The 17,281-nt window shown below is 39.2% G+C and carries 16 protein-coding genes and 2 riboswitches; of the genes, 12 read left to right on the top strand and 4 right to left on the bottom strand.

Translation table 11 applies throughout. The features are described 5' to 3' along the window. Positions 1-10 precede the first annotated feature (10 nt). The 3 genes from SCI76_RS07695 (at position 11) to SCI76_RS07685 (ending at position 1,705) form a co-directional block, all read left to right on the top strand. A complete protein-coding gene (locus SCI76_RS07695; RefSeq protein WP_033578384.1) occupies positions 11-205 on the top strand; it encodes a hypothetical protein in 195 nt (64 codons plus the stop codon). Positions 206-352: 147 nt separating this feature from the next. Further along, positions 353-679, top strand: coding sequence for a hypothetical protein (locus SCI76_RS07690; protein WP_014461050.1), 327 nt, complete (start codon positions 353-355; stop codon positions 677-679). 312 nt (positions 680-991) lie between these two features. Further along, positions 992-1,705, top strand: coding sequence for a cell wall hydrolase (locus SCI76_RS07685; protein WP_048020029.1), 714 nt, complete (start codon positions 992-994; stop codon positions 1,703-1,705). 162 nt (positions 1,706-1,867) lie between these two features. On the opposite strand, the gene SCI76_RS07680 is transcribed toward SCI76_RS07685, so the two are convergent. After that, entirely contained in the window at positions 1,868-2,227 is a 360-nt protein-coding gene (locus SCI76_RS07680) for a YueI family protein (protein WP_014461047.1), read from the bottom strand. 664 nt (positions 2,228-2,891) lie between these two features. Between SCI76_RS07680 and SCI76_RS07675 the strand changes: the two genes are divergently transcribed. The 5 genes from SCI76_RS07675 (at position 2,892) to SCI76_RS07655 (ending at position 5,974) form a co-directional block, all read left to right on the top strand. After that, entirely contained in the window at positions 2,892-3,173 is a 282-nt protein-coding gene (locus SCI76_RS07675; RefSeq protein ID WP_033578387.1) for a hypothetical protein, read from the top strand. Between the two features lie 231 nt (positions 3,174-3,404). Next, on the top strand, positions 3,405-4,703 hold the full coding sequence (locus SCI76_RS07670) for an NCS2 family permease (RefSeq protein WP_168760464.1): 1,299 nt from the start codon (positions 3,405-3,407) through the stop codon (positions 4,701-4,703). Between the two features lie 173 nt (positions 4,704-4,876). Next, complete coding sequence (locus SCI76_RS07665; protein ID WP_028414141.1) at positions 4,877-5,251, top strand: hypothetical protein; 375 nt, start codon at positions 4,877-4,879, stop codon at positions 5,249-5,251. Between the two features lie 204 nt (positions 5,252-5,455). Continuing rightward, a complete protein-coding gene (locus tag SCI76_RS07660; RefSeq protein ID WP_013055998.1) occupies positions 5,456-5,719 on the top strand; it encodes a hypothetical protein in 264 nt (87 codons plus the stop codon). A 48-nt stretch (positions 5,720-5,767) separates the two neighbouring features. Then, on the top strand, positions 5,768-5,974 hold the full coding sequence (locus SCI76_RS07655; protein WP_168760465.1) for a hypothetical protein: 207 nt from the start codon (positions 5,768-5,770) through the stop codon (positions 5,972-5,974). Between the two features lie 57 nt (positions 5,975-6,031). On the opposite strand, the gene SCI76_RS07650 is transcribed toward SCI76_RS07655, so the two are convergent. The 3 genes from SCI76_RS07650 to SCI76_RS07640 form a co-directional block, all read right to left on the bottom strand. Beyond that, a complete protein-coding gene (locus SCI76_RS07650) occupies positions 6,032-6,829 on the bottom strand; it encodes a Cof-type HAD-IIB family hydrolase (protein WP_028414140.1) in 798 nt (265 codons plus the stop codon). Positions 6,830-7,206: 377 nt separating this feature from the next. Beyond that, positions 7,207-10,650, bottom strand: coding sequence for a methionine synthase (gene metH / locus SCI76_RS07645; protein ID WP_034268190.1), 3,444 nt, complete (start codon positions 10,648-10,650; stop codon positions 7,207-7,209). Further along, positions 10,651-12,489: a bifunctional homocysteine S-methyltransferase/methylenetetrahydrofolate reductase gene (locus tag SCI76_RS07640; RefSeq protein ID WP_063247562.1), complete on the bottom strand. Its 1,839-nt coding sequence runs from the start codon at positions 12,487-12,489 to the stop codon at positions 10,651-10,653. Positions 12,490-12,596: 107 nt separating this feature from the next. Further along, positions 12,597-12,707: riboswitch (SAM riboswitch) on the bottom strand. A gap of 332 nt (positions 12,708-13,039) precedes the next feature. Between SCI76_RS07640 and SCI76_RS07635 the strand changes: the two genes are divergently transcribed. From SCI76_RS07635 to ribE (SCI76_RS07620), 4 genes are all read left to right on the top strand, one after another. Continuing rightward, on the top strand, positions 13,040-14,074 hold the full coding sequence (locus SCI76_RS07635; RefSeq protein WP_231099212.1) for an amino acid/polyamine transporter II: 1,035 nt from the start codon (positions 13,040-13,042) through the stop codon (positions 14,072-14,074). A 107-nt stretch (positions 14,075-14,181) separates the two neighbouring features. Continuing rightward, a riboswitch (FMN riboswitch) is annotated at positions 14,182-14,332 on the top strand. Between the two features lie 278 nt (positions 14,333-14,610). Further along, positions 14,611-15,270 carry a riboflavin synthase gene (ribE, locus tag SCI76_RS07630; RefSeq protein ID WP_063247560.1) on the top strand — a complete coding sequence of 220 codons (660 nt, stop codon included), beginning with the start codon at positions 14,611-14,613 and terminating at the stop codon, positions 15,268-15,270. Positions 15,271-15,286: 16 nt separating this feature from the next. Beyond that, positions 15,287-16,480 carry a bifunctional 3,4-dihydroxy-2-butanone-4-phosphate synthase/GTP cyclohydrolase II gene (locus SCI76_RS07625; RefSeq protein WP_168760467.1) on the top strand — a complete coding sequence of 398 codons (1,194 nt, stop codon included), beginning with the start codon at positions 15,287-15,289 and terminating at the stop codon, positions 16,478-16,480. A gap of 91 nt (positions 16,481-16,571) precedes the next feature. Further along, a complete protein-coding gene (gene ribE, locus SCI76_RS07620) occupies positions 16,572-17,042 on the top strand; it encodes a 6,7-dimethyl-8-ribityllumazine synthase (RefSeq protein ID WP_013056007.1) in 471 nt (156 codons plus the stop codon). Positions 17,043-17,281 lie beyond the last annotated feature (239 nt).

The following is a 17,281-nucleotide window of genomic DNA, read 5'->3' as shown; positions in this document are numbered from 1 at the left end:
GTGGAACTGAATGGATGAACAAACAGTAATCAATATGTTAAATGAGTTAAGTGAAGGAAAAGTAACCGAAATTAAAGTTAAAAAAGAAGACTTTCTTGCTTTTCGCCCTTTTTTAGTAAATCGCCCTGATTTCAAACATTTTCGTGGAATCGCCGGACGCGGAGGCGATTTTACCTATACGTATCTAGAAATTCCTAGGAGTTAAACGAAATGATGGCATTATTTGATTATGCCTTATATAATGGATGTATGAGCCTGTACAGTGGAGAATATACTGTTACAAGTGCTTGTGCGTTTATTTAGTAACGTATAGTAAGAGCGAATAAACGTGTTTAGTTATAGGAGGGATATTATGGATGAGTTTCGAAAAAGTACAGCACCTTTTTATTTTGCAGATCATATATGGAAAGATAAAAATGGAATGACGACTTATGGGATGCTGTTAACGAACCGGCCCGAAGATGACGGGGACTATGACCTCCATTCGTTATTAGAAGAAGCATATGTAGATCATAAAAAAATTCTAATTACTACTGTTTACGACAACAGTGAACAGCAGTTGACCGGATACGTGATACATTTAGCAGATGATCAAGACGTTTTTACGTTTATGGATGATACGGGTGCTAAGCTAGTGATTGATTTCTATGATGTTGTAGAAATTGAGATCGAAGATTAAAAAGAGCTGAATGTTGATTACAACATTCAGCTCTTTTGTGTAAAAGTAGATGAATTTAAATGTTTATCATAAGAATTATAAGGGAAAAACGAATGAAGAAATTTCTGATTAAACTGAAATAAGTCGGGAAAATATACCTGTATTTTAGAAAAATTACCGTGATTATGACAAAAAATAAGGTACAATGTCATATTTGTGTTCCGAACGTAATTTTGTTCATCAAACTTAAAGAAATGTAATTGAATCGTTCGGTGAAACCCCCATATAGCTATGATAGAGTAATACCATACGAAATTTCAGGAGGTATTACCTATGAAACATAGTTATATGAAATCAATGGTAGTAGCTTGTTTAGCTACTCTTTCATTTATAGGTTTTAATGCAACAGCTACGGCTGCAACTAATTATAAAGTAGTCAAAGGCGATAGTCTTTGGAAGTTAGGTAAAAGATACAGTGTAACAATTGACGATATTAAAAAATTAAACAATCGTCAAGGAGATATGATTTATATTGGTGAAACATTAGCTATTCCGAGTAAGACAAAAGTGCTGGCTGCTGAAACAACGGAACCTTCAACGGCAGCACCTGCTAATACGGCTAAGCCAGAACCAAAACCAGAAGCCAAACCTGCAGACCAGGAAACACCTGCAGTTTCGATTTCGGCAAGTGAAAAAGATTTATTAGCTCGCTTAGTAGAAGCCGAAGCAAAAGGCGAATCGTATGAAGGAAAAGTAGGGGTAGCAACAGTGGTGTTAAACCGTGTAAATTCTCCGAAGTTTCCAGATACGGTAACAGGAGTTATTAAACAAGTTGTCGGAAAAGCATACGCTTTTTCACCGGTTCAAAACGGATCAATTAACAAACCTGCTTCAGAAGATTCGAAAAAAGCAGTAGAGCAAGCATTGACTAGAAAAGATCGTTTAGATGATTCCATTTACTTTTATAATCCAAAAACAGCTACCGATAACTGGATTCGTTCACGTGCTGTAATTAAAACAATTGATCATCACGTGTTTGCTAAATAAAAAAGAGGCTGCAACAAAAGTATTTTAGACGAAGTGAAAAACGAACCATTGATCACATGTTGATCAATGGTTCGTTTTTTTTTGATGGTGAATATAGTTTTATCTGTCTCGTTCCTTCTAGCAGTTGATTGGATTCATTTCGTTATGTGTCAACCTCTTTTTTTAGTCTAAAAAGATATCTCGTTCCAAACTGCCTTCAGAACCCGTTAAAACTAGACCAATATCAGTATCAGCTTCTAAGTTCTGAACGATGGTAAAAGGCACTTTATGTTGGTTAGCCGCTTGAATATAAGGGGAGAGGTATGAATAAGACAAAGAGCCATTTAAAAACAAATGACCGTCTTTCACTTTTTTTAAAAGAGGCTTTATTTTTGCTGCATCCTTTTTCATGACTTGCCCTTTTTTTAGCGCAATTTCAATATTCTCACGTAGAGCAGTTAAGAAATATCTTCTTTCGTCTCTTTTTGTTTCCTTTGCTCCGTACATTCCTCGTTCTAAGTATTCTTCTAGTTGATCAGACATTATGTCACTTCCTTTCGTTATAAACTATAAACGATTATGGATATAAGTAAAAGGGACAGGAAAAAAGGAAAATCATTGTGCTATATCACCTGTTTTTTTGCTGAGTACAAAGAAAAACAAAAAATGTGTTGAAATTTAGCCTAAAATATTGTTTAATGTAAATAGATAGAAAATCATATCGGTTTTTTATTAAAGGTTTGTAAGCGATTACAGATATACATACATAGCAGCGTTTGGGGAGACGCTCCTATGATTTTATGTTCAAAGCGCATTGTATAAAAAGGGGATTATATAGCTTTAGGGCATATACGGTCAAGCAAAGGGTCAGATAAATTAATAAAAAATCGCTATGTATTTTCATAAGAAGAACGGTCAACATCTTTGTTGAGCGTTCTTTTTATGCGTTCATATTATGTTTATTTCTCATTGCAGCAGCTGCTGAAAATGCTAAAAGGACATTCCTCGTTTCATCTCTCTTATTTTACATGTAGTATGTTTCAAAGCCTTAAAAAATATGTCTGTACGCTTGTTTGATCCTAACGAGGTGATAGAAAAAGAATATTTTTTAAGAAATCACAAAAAAAGAGGCGATTGCCTATGCAAGAAGTAGGTGAATAACATATGTAATAAAGAGAATGAAATATAATTTGAGGAGGCATGTATCATGCAAGAATTTGATATTAATGACATAAGAAGACCATTCGGTGGTTTTGGAGGCTTTGGCCGTCCAGGATTCGGTTTCGGTCGCCCAGGTTTTGGTTTCGGTCGTCCTGGTTTTGGCTTCGGCCGCCCGGGGTTCGGTTATGGCTTTGGTCGCCCTTGGGGTTGGGGCTTTGGAGCTCCATTTCTTGGAGGATTAGTTCTTGGAAGTGCATTAGGAGGTCCAGGTTATTACGGTTATCCAGCACCATATTATCCGCCGTACCCACCATATTATTATTATTAAAACAGTGAGCGCTGATAAAGCGCTCTTTTATTATGTCCAATTCAAGGTATAATATAGAATGAATGCAAGACGCTACGTTTAGAAAATGATAACAGTTTTAAATAAGGAATGAACGCTTAAGCTAAAGGAGACAAGTTTTCCTTGCAACAATTGTTGATTTTGCTATAATAACTTCGGTGGCATTTTTGGTCACTGGGTGGGCGAGGGATAGATGAAAAGAAGGAAATTAGATTGAACGCATTATTTGAAAAGTTGTTTCGTTTAAACGACCACCAAACAACTGTCGGAAAAGAAAGCTTAGCTGGGGTCATTTCATTTCTTTCCATCGTGTATATTATTGCTGTTAATTCAACCATTTTGTCTGATGCTGGTATTCCGCTTGAAGCAGGAATATTCGCAACAGTGGCTTCGGCTTTTGTAGGCTGTGTTATTATGGCTTTTTGGGCAAATGCGCCTCTCATTCTGGTGCCAGGTATGGGGATTAACGCATTGTTTACGTATACGATGGTTCAATCAATGGGGTTATCTTGGCAAGAAGGGTTATTAGCAGTAGTGATATCCGGCTTTCTTTTTATAGCATTAGCTTTTTCACGACTGTCTGCCAAAATTGTTTCTTCGATTCCGCATTCGTTAAAAGAAGCGATAACAGTCGGTGTTGGCTTATTTTTAACATTTATCGGTTTGCAAAAAGGGAAGCTTGTAGTTCCAAGCGAAAACACTTTTGTAGCACTTGGAGACTTGTCAGATCCGTTTGTTATCAGTACGCTGTTGACGTTAATTATCACAATCGTACTGTTTATCCGAAATGTGAAAGGTAACTTTTTGTTAAGCATGATTGCTGGATCCGTCCTTGCCTTCTTACTTGGTGTAAGAAGCAGTGCAGAAAATGGACAGTCCGCTGCGAGCGTGAACGACTTCTTTAGCAGCTTTGGCACATTGTCTTTTGGAGCCATTGGAGACGTTGCGTTTTGGGCAGCTGTCTTTTCATTAACAATGGTATTGATTTTTGAAAATATTGGTTTGCTTCATGGTCAGCTAGGTATGATGAATCAAGATAGCAAATTTCCGCGGGCCTTTCAAGCAACAGCCGCCTCAGCTTTGCTAAGCGGGGTGTTTGGAACAAGTCCAACGGTGTCTTCTGTAGAAGGAGCATCTGGTATTGCAGCTGGAGGGCGAACGGGTTTAACATCGCTGATTACAGGAGTTTTATTTTTAAGTTCACTTCTGTTTATTCCATTTATCAAGCTGGTTCCAGATAGTGCTATTGCACCTATTCTCATTGTGATTGGAGCACTAATGATTCAAAATATCAAAAACATCAATTTACAGGACTTAACAGAAGGTTTCCCTGCATTTTTAATTATTGCGCTTATTCCTCTTACGTACAGCATTGCTGATGGAATTGCATTTGGGTTCATTGCGTATCCACTGCTTAAATTATTCCTTGGTAAAATGCGTGAAGTATCGATGTTTATGTATGTAAGCGCGCTATTGTTTCTCTTGAATTTTGTGCTGCATTATATTGCTTAAAATAGACAGCTGAGTACTTTTGCTCAGCTGTTTTTTGTGTTTGCGGTAAAGAATCCTCTTTTTAGATATCATACTCCGTATTTCGTGTCCTTTGGTTAATCAGCCGCTTCTAAAATGGCGTTTCCTGCGTAAAGTAGTACAGAAGTCGGAGGGGATATAAGGGGGAGAAAACGATGGGAATTAAATTAATTAAAATATCAGCCGTTTATTTTGGAATTGGCATCATATTGGGGTATTATATGTCAATTGTTCACAGCTACGCTTTGACGCCTGTTCACGTGCACATTAATTTATTAGGATGGACGTCGCTTACGTTAGCGGGACTTATTTATTATTTGTTTCCTGCGTTTAGCGAAAGTAAATTAGCTAAACTGCATGTATGGTTGCATAATATAGGATTACCGGTCATGATGATTGGTTTATTTCTCATGATCGTACTAGAAAACCAAGCTTTTACACCCGTAGTGGCAGTAGGAGCAACACTTACGGCTATTGGCGTTTTAATTTTCGTATATCACATCCTTAAAAATTTGAAATCTGAACGATAAACCAAGAAGGTCGTTGACGATGGTTGCTAATTTCAAAAGGAAAAAGAACCAGCTATAGCGAATATACATGTAAACAAGGTGAAAGTGCGATTTACATAAAGGTGTGCTAGGCATCTTTATAAGGAGGGGTAAGCTGCAGGGATTTCTAGCTCTTATAAAAGCCAATAAAAGGGCTGATTATAAGTTTCTTGCGGCGGAGATACTATGGGAGAACATCAACAATTAGTGCGTGTTAGGGAGCTAGCAAATGAAATTATTCGACTTCGTCTTCAAGACCGTACGACTTATGACGAATTAGAGTTGCAAAATAATGTAGAGTTGTTGTCTCGTTCTGTGGTTGACTTAGTAAACATTATGTTAGCCGAAGATGTGGATTCGTCTACGTCTTTAAAAGCTACAGCTTCTAAAATGAAAATGGTGTATAATAACATGCATCAAGCTGAGAAAAAAGATTATTTGCATTTCTAATTGCTAGGCTCCTTTTCGCCACAAACGAAATGGAGGTGTACGAGGCAGATGCTAGCGTCACTAACGACTTCTGAAGCTATTGTAGCATCCGTTCTTGCACTGGTTGTCATTGCCGTTTCCATTATCTTTTTTGCCACTCTTATTATGGTTGTTGTTCGACGAGAAAGAATCAGCAGCTTGGTTAATCACGGAGAGCATGCAGATGGGAAGCAAAAAAGCTTAGGTGAATTTTTTCGTTCTTTACGGAAAAAATAACTACCGTTTTCTTATTAAATAGATAAAAGCGGTCAATTTAAACGTTGACCGCTTTTTTTAGATGGTTTGCTTATTTTTTTCTAAAACAATACGCGCTGCTTCACTAACAGATGACACAACAGCAGAGGCGTGGCGCTGAACAGCTTCAGGAGCTGTAGCCATAGCGAAACTGTTCGGCGTTAATTGAAACATGGGAATATCGTTAAATGAATCCCCCACACATGCAATTTCCTCTGGTTTTAGCTGAAGATGATTTAATAAAATTTCAATGGCATTTCCTTTGCTGATATGTTTAGGCATAATATCCAAACACTGCTTGGCAGAAATATATGTATCAATATAATCACCAAACTCTTCGTTCACTTCTTTTTGCAGAGCTACCATTTCATCATGATCTCCAAGAACCGTGATTTTAGATGGAGAAAGAGCGTGACCAAATGAATCCGTCATTTCAATTTGTTCTTCGATAGGGAAAAACATGTGAGTTTCAATCGCTTCAATAATTTCATTTCGCTGTTCTACATAATTCGTGTCGTTTGAACAGACAAGCGTAATACGGTTAGGATCTATCGTTTTTTTATAAAGTTGAACCGCTAAATCATCTTCAAACACTTTTCCATGAAGTTCTTGATTTTCTTTGGTCCACACAAATCCTCCATTTTGGCTAATGCGATGAAATGTATTATTAATATCAGTAGAAATCTTTAAAATTTCCGTATCCATTCGTCCAGAAGCAAGACAAACCTCTACTCCTTGGCGCTGAAGTTCACTAAGTGCGTCTGCATTATGCTGTTCTACGTATTTTTCTTCGTGTAAAAGAGTGCCATCTAAGTCGCTTACAAATAATTTAATCATCTCTTGAAAATTCCTTTCCCTAAAAAATTTGCTGTGATAAGAGCGTTACAAATTTATTACATTCCTTATTCTATCAGTGTTTTCCAAGAAACTCATAAAAAAAGCTCAAACCGGCGATGAATTCAAAGGGATCAAGACATAACTGCATCAATTTTTTCCGCAGGAGTGTTCGCTTTGCCCTTCAAACAGCTAGAAACAGCTACATGAAATCCAGTTCACGATCACAATGAAAAAATCCGAATGGAGTTGATTCTCAGTCAAGAATCTGGATTCACCGTTCGGATCTTTCTTCAGCTAAAAATACATTTGTCGCAGCCTTTTTTTAGGTTTGTTCACTGTAAAAAAACAGCCGCGGTCTAAAAGACCGCAGCCATGTTTTACAATACGTTAAAATATTTCGCTTCAGGATGTGCAAAAACAAGGGCTGTAACAGAAGCTTCTGGTTCCATCATGAAACCATCTGTTAACTGAATGCCGATGTCTTCAGGTTTAATTAATTTAAACAGTTTTGCTTGGTCTTCAAGGTCTGGACATGCGGGATATCCGAATGAAAAACGCTGACCTTGGTATTTGGCTGAAAAACGCTCCGCCATTGTAAAGTCAGGCGAATCGGGGAATCCCCAGCGGTCACGAATTTGCTGATGAACACGTTCTGCTAATCCTTCAGCTAGTTCAAGCGCAAGAGCTTGGAACACGTGACTCTTTAAAAACTCGCCGTTTTCTTTGAATTTCGCCGCGCGTTCGCGAATGCCTGTTCCTGCTGTTACAGAGAAGAAACATACATAGTCCATCTCTTTTTCTTTAGGCTTTGCAAAATCAGATAAGCACAGGAACTGTCCTTTTGCTTGTCGAGGGAAGGTAAAGCGTTCAATTTCTGTTTTTTCATCAGCAGGATCATAAATAATTAAATCATTTCCGTCTGCTTGAGCAGGGAAGAACTGATAAATAACCGCTGGTTTAATTAAGTTTTCTTTTAGTGCCAGTTCGAGAAGGTCATCAACGGTTTCTTTTAATTGAACAGCACGCTCGTCTTTTTCAGCAAGCAGCTTATTCACTTTTCCTTTTAGTCCTAAGTGATGGCCTAAAAGCATCTGCCAGTTAATATACGGAAGAACCTGTGCCAAATCGTAGTGTTTGACAACGTGGCGCTTTAAATCAGCCGGTACAAAAACAGGAACATCCGTTGAAATGGCGGATCTTTCTAAAACAGCCGTAGCTGCTTGAGCGGTTTGAGGCTGGCGTTCTCGAACCGTTACTTTCTTTTCTTGACGCGTTTTTAAATCTGCTAAAAGCTGAATAACTTCTTCTTTGTTCTGCAGCTTATTTGCTAACGCTAATCCGTCCATCGCATCTTTGGCGTAGAGGACGGCACCTTCATATTCCGGGGCAATTTTAAAGTCAGTAAATTTACGGGAAAGGGCAGCGCCTCCTACCATAATTGGAACATCAATGCTTGATTGCGTTAAATCTTGTGCAGTTAAAACCATTTGCTGAGCTGATTTTACTAAAAGACCTGACAGACCAATGATGTCTGGCTTTTCGTCTTTTACTGCTTCAATCAGCTGCTGCGGCGTTACTTTAATTCCTAAATCAATGACTTTAAAACCATTGTTGCTTAAAATGATGTCTACTAAGTTTTTACCGATATCGTGCACGTCGCCTTTAACCGTTGCAAGAATCACTTTTCCTTTTCCAGAATCATTTTCAGTTGCTTCCATATGAGGTTCTAAAAAGGCAACGGATGCTTTCATAACTTCCGCACTTTGAAGTACTTCTGCTACAATCAGCTGGTTGTCATTAAACAAACGTCCGACTTCCGCCATCCCCTTCATAAGCGGTCCGTTAATAATATCTAACGGATCATCATATTGAGCTAAAGCCTGTTCTAAATCAGGAAGCAATCCTTCTTTTGTACCTTCGACAATATACATTGCCAATCGTTCTTCAAGTGTTAACGTAGAAATTTCTACTTTTGCTTCTTTCTTTTTATCACGATAAAAGTCCGTAAACGTGCTTAGCGTTTCATCAGTTGTGTTAAATAATAACGCATTAGCAAGCTCAATTTCAGCTTCTGGAATAGAAGCATAGCGCTCTAATTTTTCTGTATTAACAATGGCATAATCGAGTCCAGCCTGCGTACAGTGATAAAGGTAAACCGCATTTAGTACTTCACGTCCGACTGGAGGAAGACCGAATGACACGTTACTTACGCCAAGAATGGTCAGGCAATCAGGCAGGGCTTCTTTAATCATTTTAATTCCCTTAACTGTTTCTTCAGCAGAACCAATATATTGTTCATCACCAGTCCCTACAGGAAACACAAGAGGGTCAAAAATAATATCTTTTGGATTAAAGCCATGTTTTTCAACAAGCAAATCATGTGAGCGTTTAGCAATCTCTACTTTTCTTTCTGCAGTAACCGCCATGCCTGTTTCATCGATTGTACCGACAACCAGAGCTGCACCGAATTTTTTTACTAGCGGCAAGATTGCATCAAAACGCTCTTCACCATCTTCTAAGTTAATGGAGTTGATAATGACCTTACCTTGCGAGTACGTTAAAGCTTTTTCAATAACTTTCTCGTCAGTTGAATCGATTACAAGAGGAACCTTCACTTTTTTTACAACTTCTTGAATAAATTCCTCCATGTCTTCCATTTCTTCACGGTCTGGATCTGCTAAGCAAATATCAATAACGTGAGCACCATTTTTAACTTGAGCACGCGCAATTTCAGATGCTTCTTCAATTTTCCCTTCCGCAATCAGACGCTTGAACTTGCGAGAACCGATTACATTCGTACGTTCTCCCACAAAAAGAGGGCGCATAGAATCGTCATATACAAGCGGTTCAATACCGGTTACAGCATGATTATGCTCGGAGCGATCAAGCGAACGAGGAGCAACCTCTTTTACCGCTTCAGCAAGTGCTTTAATATGAGCAGGCGTTGTACCACAGCATCCGCCTACAAAGTTCAGCCAGCCTTTATCAGCAAATCCTTTAATTTTTTGAGCCAGCAGCTCAGGGGATTCATGATAATTGCCTTCTTCATCCGGAAGTCCAGCGTTTGGATAACAGCTAACAGCTGAAGTGGCTAGGTCTGAAAGAGAGCGAATATGATCCGTCATAAATTCAGGACCTGTCGCGCAGTTAAGTCCGACTGAAAGAGGCTTCATGTGTTCCAGTGATAAGTAAAAAGATTCGATATCTTGACCAGCGAGAGTTGTTCCCATTGGCTCAATCGTTCCTGAAATCATAATTGGAACTTCTATTTTCAGTTTTTCAAACGCCGCTGTAATGCCTAAAAACGCAGCTTTTACGTTCAGCATGTCTTGACAGGTTTCGACTAGAAGTAAGTCAACGCCGCCGTCTAACAAACCCCGAGCTTGCTCTTCGTACGATTCTACTAACTCAGGGAATGTAATACCTCCCGTAACAGAGAGAGTTTTAGTGGTAGGACCGATAGCTCCAGCTACGAACCTAGGCCATTCGGGAGTTGAATATTTATCGCGGGCTGCACAAGCAAGCTTCACAGCTTCGATATTCAATTCATACGCCAAGTGGCCTAAATCGTATTCATCAAGTACGGTAGATGTTGAGCCAAACGTATTCGTTTCAATGATGTCAGCACCCGCTGCAAAGTACTCTTCATGAATGCGCTGAATCACATGAGGCGCTGTTCGGGTCAAATATTCGTTGCAGCCTTCATATTCTTCGCCGCCAAAATCTTCAGCGGTTAAATCAGCATCTTGAATCATCGTTCCCATTGCTCCATCGATGACGAGTATTCGCTTCTTTAGTTGTTGTTCGATAAGTGAGCTCATTTATATCTTCCTTTCTGATGTAACGAGTTGCTTGTCATGAATATAGCGTGTTAGAATTTCGGTCATTTCATAGCGCATAAACGGCGTAATTAAGTAAATACCGTCAAATAGCTCATATGCTGTATCAATTAAGTTTTTTGCAATCGCAAGGCCTTCGACTTCACCGCGAATCCGGTCATTTCCCGTTGCGTCCATACGTTCTAGAATATCTTCTGATAATTTAATTCCAGGTACTTCATGGTGAATAAATCGAGCATTTCTTGCGCTTGTTAACGGCATGATCCCGATGTATACCGGTGTTGTTAAATGTTTGGTTGCTTCATATACCTCTTCAATTTGCTTAGTTGAATAGAGAGGCTGAGTAATGAAATAGTGAGCCCCGCAGTCGATTTTCTTTTCCAAGCGCTGAACGGCTCGGTCTAAGTGACGCACGTTTGGGTTAAAGGCAGCTGCAATGGAAAAATTGGTTTTTTGACCAAGCGGTTTGCCGGAATAAGATAGTCCTTCATTAAACTGAGCGATTAAACTAATCAAGTCAAATGAAGATAAATCATAGACCGAAGTGGCGCCAGGGAAATCGCCAACTTTTGACGGATCACCGGTAATTGCAAGCACTTGATTCATTCCTAGCGTATGAAGGCCCATTAAATGAGATTGAAGTCCAATTAAATTTCGGTCGCGACAGGTAATATGAATAAGCGGTCGTGCTTTTGTTTCTTGTTGCATCAGTGTTGCCATTGCCAAGTTGCTGATGCGAGGTGAGGCAAGAGAATTATCAGCTAATGTAATAGCATCTACGCCGACTTTATCAAGTGCTTTTGCGCCTTCTAAAAATTTCGTCGGACCAAGCTGTTTAGGCGGATCCAGCTCAACGATAACCGAGCGGCGCTTCTTCACAATTTCGTGCATATGAGGTTTATCCTGCTGCTCACGCTCTTGAACCGTAACGGCTGGTCTCATTTTAACGACTTTGCTTGTAATCGGAGGCAGGTCTTTTAAGGCAGACGACATGGCGCGTACGTGAGCTGGTGTTGTACCGCAGCATCCTCCAATTAAGCGAACCCCTTGTTCGCGGAATAAACGCGCGCTTTCTACAAAGTAGTCTTCATTCGTTTCATATTCCAGCTTGCCTTCCACATACGCCGGAAGGCTGGCATTAGGGTAAGCAGATAAGAAAGCACGATCAGGAAGCGGTACTTCTTCAAGAGACTGAATCATATGATAAGGACCTAAACGGCAGTTTAGCCCGACAACATCTGCTCCCAAGTCTTCTAATTCTTTTAATGCATCTGCTAAAGAACGCCCATCTTGCAGTACGCCAATATCATGCAGGGAAACGTGGGTAATAATAGGCTTATCCGTTTCTTTTCTTGCTAGTGTAAGAACGGTCTTTAATTCTTCGAAATCATAGTATGTTTCAAATAAAAGGCCATCCACGCCTTCATTTAAAAGCCAAAACATTTGTTCACGAATGCTTCGCTTAACCTCTTCTAAGCTAATAGCATTTTTTTGGAAAGAACGAATTCCGCCGAGTGTACCAACCACGTAAGCCTGATCTTTTGCAGCTTGTTTCGCTAATTTTACACCAGCAACATTGATGTCTTTGACTGAATCTTCTAATCCATAACGTGCAAGTTTTTGATAATTAGCAGCGTACGTATTTGTTTGAATAACGTTTGCACCAGCTTCTACATAAGCTCTGTGAATACGAGAAACCTCTTCTGGTTTGGTCATGTTTAGTTCTTCAAAACAGCTGTCAATACCGTGTGAGTAAAGGAGGGTACCAGTGGCACCATCCCCAATTAAAATTTTAGACTTTAAATCTTCAAGTAACCCCATGTCAAAACCTCCTTAAATTGTTCCGCTTCTATTTCACGAGTGATTCGTTTTATGCAATATGCCGATAAAATAGAAAAAGTCTTCTTAAGAAGAAGACTTTTTTCGCCTTCTTATCTTCCAAGCAATAAATTAATTGCTTGCTGGATTTAGCACCATGTCTCTAACGACTGGTTGCTGAGGTTTCAAAGGGCCAGTCCCTCCACCTCTCATGATAAGAATCAATTGTATATAATTGAAACATATTTTTTTAAATAGAAAGAATACTTATTTAATAATTTATCTGATTTTTAGAAATTATACAACAGTAAATTGTGAATTTCCAGCAAATATTGAGGAAAATTTAAAAGTTAAAGGGAAAATATCCGTATATTTTGTTTGAAAACTGCCGTTATGTTAAGGGATAAAGGGTTTTCATGAAAAAAACAAGAAGGAAATAAAAAAACGAAAAAGGAACAGCACCGGGTGAGGCGAGGATTTACATATAAAAGGCTCGTCTTTTTTTAACCGTTTCTACATATAGTGAACTATGAAGGGTAGAAGGGTGATGGGCATGAAAAGGTGGAAACTCACGCTGCAGGTTGCTGCTACGTATGTAGGCACCGTTGTAGGAGCCGGTTTTGCAACAGGCAAGGAAATTGTTCAATTTTTTACACAGTACGGCGAACTTGGAATGGTTGGAATTTTGGTCAGCGGCTTGTTTTTTATTTGGCTAGGTTCGAAAATGATGCTGCTTTCGCACGCAATTGGGGCTTCTTCTTATCAACAGCTTAATACATATTTATTTGGTGATGTACTTGGAAAAGCGGTAAACGGTGTAATGATCGTCATTTTATTTGGAGTAACTTCAGTCATGCTAGCGAGTACGGGGGCAATAGGAAAAGAACAGTTCGGGCTGTGGCCTCCTGTTGGGATGATTTGTACAATTGTTTTAACTTATATATTTATCGCAAGAGGAATTAACGGTATTTTAATGGTTAATTCTCTTGTTGTGCCGATGATGCTTTCATTTGCTTTTATCATCTTTGTGCCAAATGTCAGCTATTTCTCACTGATTCAAACGAAGCCAGACTTAACGCTCGTCACACAGTGGAAGTGGGCGGTTAGTCCCTTTTTATATATTTCCCTAAATCTAGCTTTGGCTCAGGCCGTTTTAGTTCCATTAGGAAGCTCCGTGAAAGATAAGAGCGTGATCAAAAAAGGGGCCGTAATAGGAGGATGTGTACTTACGTTTATGCTTGTTTCTACTCATCTTGCCCTTTCCAATTTGCCTTATTCATTTCAACTTGATATTCCTATGAGTGCCGTTGTTAAAAATATCTCAGTGTGGGTGAATGTTTTATTTACGGTAGTTGTGTTAGGCGAGATTTTTACTACATTGATTGGAAATGTATTTGGAATCGCTAAACAGCTTCAATCATTTCTTCCCCTGAATGACAAACAAGCTTTTGCGTTTATTATCTTGGCATGCTTTATTATCGGGCAATTTGGATATGCTCAGCTTCTTGAGTTTTTGTATCCGATATTTGGCTATATTGGACTAGCTTTTGTATGGATGCTATGTATTAAAAAAGAAAAAATAAGCTAAAAGATAGATTTTAAAGAACAGATGTGAGAAAACGAAGTTAAATGATGTGACAAGTCGATTTTACTTTGCTATAATGTAAAACAAATAAGACTCTAGCAGTCGAATATATTATCCTTCGGGGTCGGGTGTAAGTCCCAACCGGCGGTGATAAAGCATATGCTTTTAAGCCCGTGACCCGTTTTCATACGATGTATGTTAGCGGTGGATCTAGTTAAAATCTAGAGCCGACAGTAAAAGTCTGGATGGGAGAAGGATCAGGAAGCACAGTTGTTTTTTTGTGTTGTATTAATAAGGGACAGGTTTGCCTTTTTTAAAGCTACCCTTGTTTTTGTACACAAAATATAACTGTTTATTTCGTATACAATTAGCGGAATTTTGCATAGATAAAACTGATTCAGCTCAGCCGACCCCTTGGACATTTGTTCAAGGGGCTTTTTTATTTTCAGTGGTTGGGGGAAAGATAAATATGAAAAAAAAGCAGCTGCTATTTCAAAACGGCATAAGAGGTTGGAATAGCGCCAAAGCAGGTGAAGAAAATGTTCACAGGTATTATTGAAGAAATTGGAAAAATAAAACGTATTCAAAAGGCTACAGAAGCAATTGTTCTTACGATTGATGCGAAGACCGTGTTAGGAGATGTGAACTTAGGGGACAGTATTTCAGTTAACGGAGTTTGTTTAACCGTAACGGCATACTCTCAAAATGAATTTACGGTCGACGTCATGCCGGAGACGATTAAAGCAAGTACCCTGCAGCTTCTAACCGTTGGATCACGTGTTAACTTAGAACGGGCGATGGCTGCAAATGGCCGGTTTGGAGGGCATTTCGTCAGCGGACACGTTGATGGAATTGGAACCATTGTAAGCAAAGCACGTAAAGGAAATGCCTTTTATTATGAAATTCAAGTCGACCCTGAACTTCGTGAATTTATGATGTTAAAAGGATCTGTTTCTGTAGACGGAACAAGTCTTACTATTTTTGATGTCAGCAACCAATCATTTACTATTTCTCTTATTCCTCATACGGTGCTTCACACAGTCGTAGGAGACAAACAGCGAGGAGACAAGGTGAATATTGAATGCGACATGTTAGCTAAATATATGCATCAAATGATGACGAACAAGTCAACTCCTGGCGCCTCGAATCGTTCAGGTAATATGAAGGATTTGTTGCAGCAGCATGGTTTTACAAATTAACAGTGAGGTGAAAGCGATGTTTCATAAAGTAGAAGAAGCCATTGAAGAGTTAAAAAAGGGAAAAGTGGTTATTGTATGCGACGATGAAGATCGAGAAAATGAAGGAGATTTTATTGCATTAGCCGAAAAAACGACGCCTGAGGTTATTAACTTTATGGCTACTCATGGAAGAGGATTAATTTGTACACCTGTTAATGAAGAAATTGCGCATAAATTGAATCTTCACCCGATGGTAGTGAACAATACGGATGTACATGGAACAGCATTTACAGTAAGTATTGATCATATTTCAAGTACAACAGGTATCAGTGCGTACGAACGTTCTGCTACCGTTATGGCTCTTGTAAGTGAAGCAACGGTAGCAAGTGATTTCCAACGACCAGGACACATTTTTCCGTTGATTGCAAAAGACGGGGGCGTTCTGCAGCGTGCGGGTCATACAGAGGCCGCTGTTGATTTAGCCGTGTTAGCAGGAGGAAAGCCTGCGGGTGTTATTTGTGAAATCATGAATGAAGATGGAACAATGGCACGCGTACCGGATTTAACAAAGATTGCAGAGCAATTTGATTTAAAAATGATTACAATAAAAGATTTGATTGCCTACCGCCGTAAACATGACCAGCTGATTAGCCGTGAAGTAGAAGTAAGCTTACCTACGGCATTTGGTGATTTTAAGGCTGTAGGATATACAAATAAACTTGATAATAAAGAACATGTGGCTCTTATCAAGGGTGATATTGATCATAATAGCCCCGTTCTCGTGCGGGTTCACTCCGAGTGCTTGACTGGAGATGTGTTTGGCTCTGAGCGCTGTGACTGCGGTCCTCAGCTTCACGCAGCTCTTACGCAAATTGAAGAAGAAGGACGCGGCATTCTGCTGTATATGCGTCAAGAGGGCAGAGGTATTGGCTTATTAAATAAGCTAAGAGCATATAAGCTGCAGGAAGAAGGATACGATACCGTAGAAGCGAATGAAAAACTCGGGTTTGCTGCGGATTTACGAGAGTATGGAATCGGTGCTCAAATCTTAAAGGACCTTGGAGTCAAACAAATGAAGCTTTTAACGAACAATCCTCGCAAAATTACTGGGCTAAAAGGCTACGACCTTGAAGTGGTAGAGAGAGTGCCTCTTCAAATGCCGGCAGTGGATGCCAATAAAAAATACTTAGATACCAAAGCTAAAAAACTAGGTCATTTATTACATTTATAAGTTTACACTTTTTTTCGTTTTAACAAATGAAGCTAATTCATGAAAAGAAATGTAAATAACTATATATTACTACTAGCAGGAGGAACAAGAGATGAATCATTTATATGAAGGAAATTTAGTTGGCACAGGATTAAAAATCGGAATCGTGGTAGGGCGTTTTAATGAATTTATTACAGGGCGTTTACTTAGTGGAGCAGAAGATGCGCTTAAACGTCACGGCGTAGCTGATGAAGATGTAGACGTGGCTTGGGTACCGGGCGCTTATGAAATTCCATTAATCGCTAAAAAATTAGCTGAATCTAAAAAATATGACGCGGTTATTACGCTAGGAACGGTTATTCGAGGAGCTACTCCCCACTTTGATTTTGTATGTAATGAAGTAGCAAAAGGCGTTGCATCTCAAAGCTTACAAACAGGCGTACCAATTATCTTTGGTGTATTAACAACTGAAACAATTGAGCAAGCAATTGAACGTGCAGGAACAAAAGCAGGAAACAAAGGATGGGAAGCTGCAGCATCAGCTATCGAAATGGCTAACCTTTCAAAAATGATTGAAGGATAATAGAGGACGTTCCAGTTTTTGTGAGTTAAAAGAGGCTGAAACAAAAGTATGGTAGTTGAAAGAAGATCCGAACGATGAATCGTTCGGATTTTTTCATGGTTAGGGTTACATTACAACGTAGGTTTCCTGTATGTAGGCTTCTAACTGTTGAGTGGAGAGCAGGGCGAAGGCTCCTGTAGGGAAAGCGAAGCCTTGCAGGGAAATCACCTGCAGTGCAGCAAGCGATCCATACTATCTCA

It is taken from the genome of Priestia sp. HNGD-A6, from assembly GCF_045784335.1.
Classification (GTDB): Bacteria; Bacillota; Bacilli; order Bacillales; family Bacillaceae_H; genus Priestia; species Priestia zanthoxyli.
Note: the sequence above shows the minus strand (reverse complement) of the source record. Positions and strands in the feature narration are given on the sequence as shown.

Excerpts from the sequence above, each read along its gene's own strand:
- SCI76_RS07695 (WP_033578384.1), top strand. The coding sequence starts at position 11 with ATGGATGAACAAACAGTAATCAATATGTTAAATGAGTTAAGTGAAGGA.
- SCI76_RS07635 (WP_231099212.1), top strand. The coding sequence starts at position 13,040 with ATGAAAAGGTGGAAACTCACGCTGCAGGTTGCTGCTACGTATGTAGGC.
- metH (WP_034268190.1), bottom strand. The coding sequence starts at position 10,650 with ATGAGCTCACTTATCGAACAACAACTAAAGAAGCGAATACTCGTCATC.
- SCI76_RS07675 (WP_033578387.1), top strand. The coding sequence starts at position 2,892 with ATGCAAGAATTTGATATTAATGACATAAGAAGACCATTCGGTGGTTTT.
- SCI76_RS07625 (WP_168760467.1), top strand. The coding sequence starts at position 15,287 with ATGTTTCATAAAGTAGAAGAAGCCATTGAAGAGTTAAAAAAGGGAAAA.
- SCI76_RS07650 (WP_028414140.1), bottom strand. The coding sequence starts at position 6,829 with ATGATTAAATTATTTGTAAGCGACTTAGATGGCACTCTTTTACACGAA.
- SCI76_RS07685 (WP_048020029.1), top strand. The coding sequence starts at position 992 with ATGAAACATAGTTATATGAAATCAATGGTAGTAGCTTGTTTAGCTACT.
- ribE (WP_013056007.1), top strand. The coding sequence starts at position 16,572 with ATGAATCATTTATATGAAGGAAATTTAGTTGGCACAGGATTAAAAATC.
- SCI76_RS07665 (WP_028414141.1), top strand. The coding sequence starts at position 4,877 with ATGGGAATTAAATTAATTAAAATATCAGCCGTTTATTTTGGAATTGGC.
- SCI76_RS07640 (WP_063247562.1), bottom strand. The coding sequence starts at position 12,489 with ATGGGGTTACTTGAAGATTTAAAGTCTAAAATTTTAATTGGGGATGGT.
- SCI76_RS07660 (WP_013055998.1), top strand. The coding sequence starts at position 5,456 with ATGGGAGAACATCAACAATTAGTGCGTGTTAGGGAGCTAGCAAATGAA.
- SCI76_RS07680 (WP_014461047.1), bottom strand. The coding sequence starts at position 2,227 with ATGTCTGATCAACTAGAAGAATACTTAGAACGAGGAATGTACGGAGCA.
- SCI76_RS07655 (WP_168760465.1), top strand. The coding sequence starts at position 5,768 with ATGCTAGCGTCACTAACGACTTCTGAAGCTATTGTAGCATCCGTTCTT.
- ribE (WP_063247560.1), top strand. The coding sequence starts at position 14,611 with ATGTTCACAGGTATTATTGAAGAAATTGGAAAAATAAAACGTATTCAA.
- SCI76_RS07690 (WP_014461050.1), top strand. The coding sequence starts at position 353 with ATGGATGAGTTTCGAAAAAGTACAGCACCTTTTTATTTTGCAGATCAT.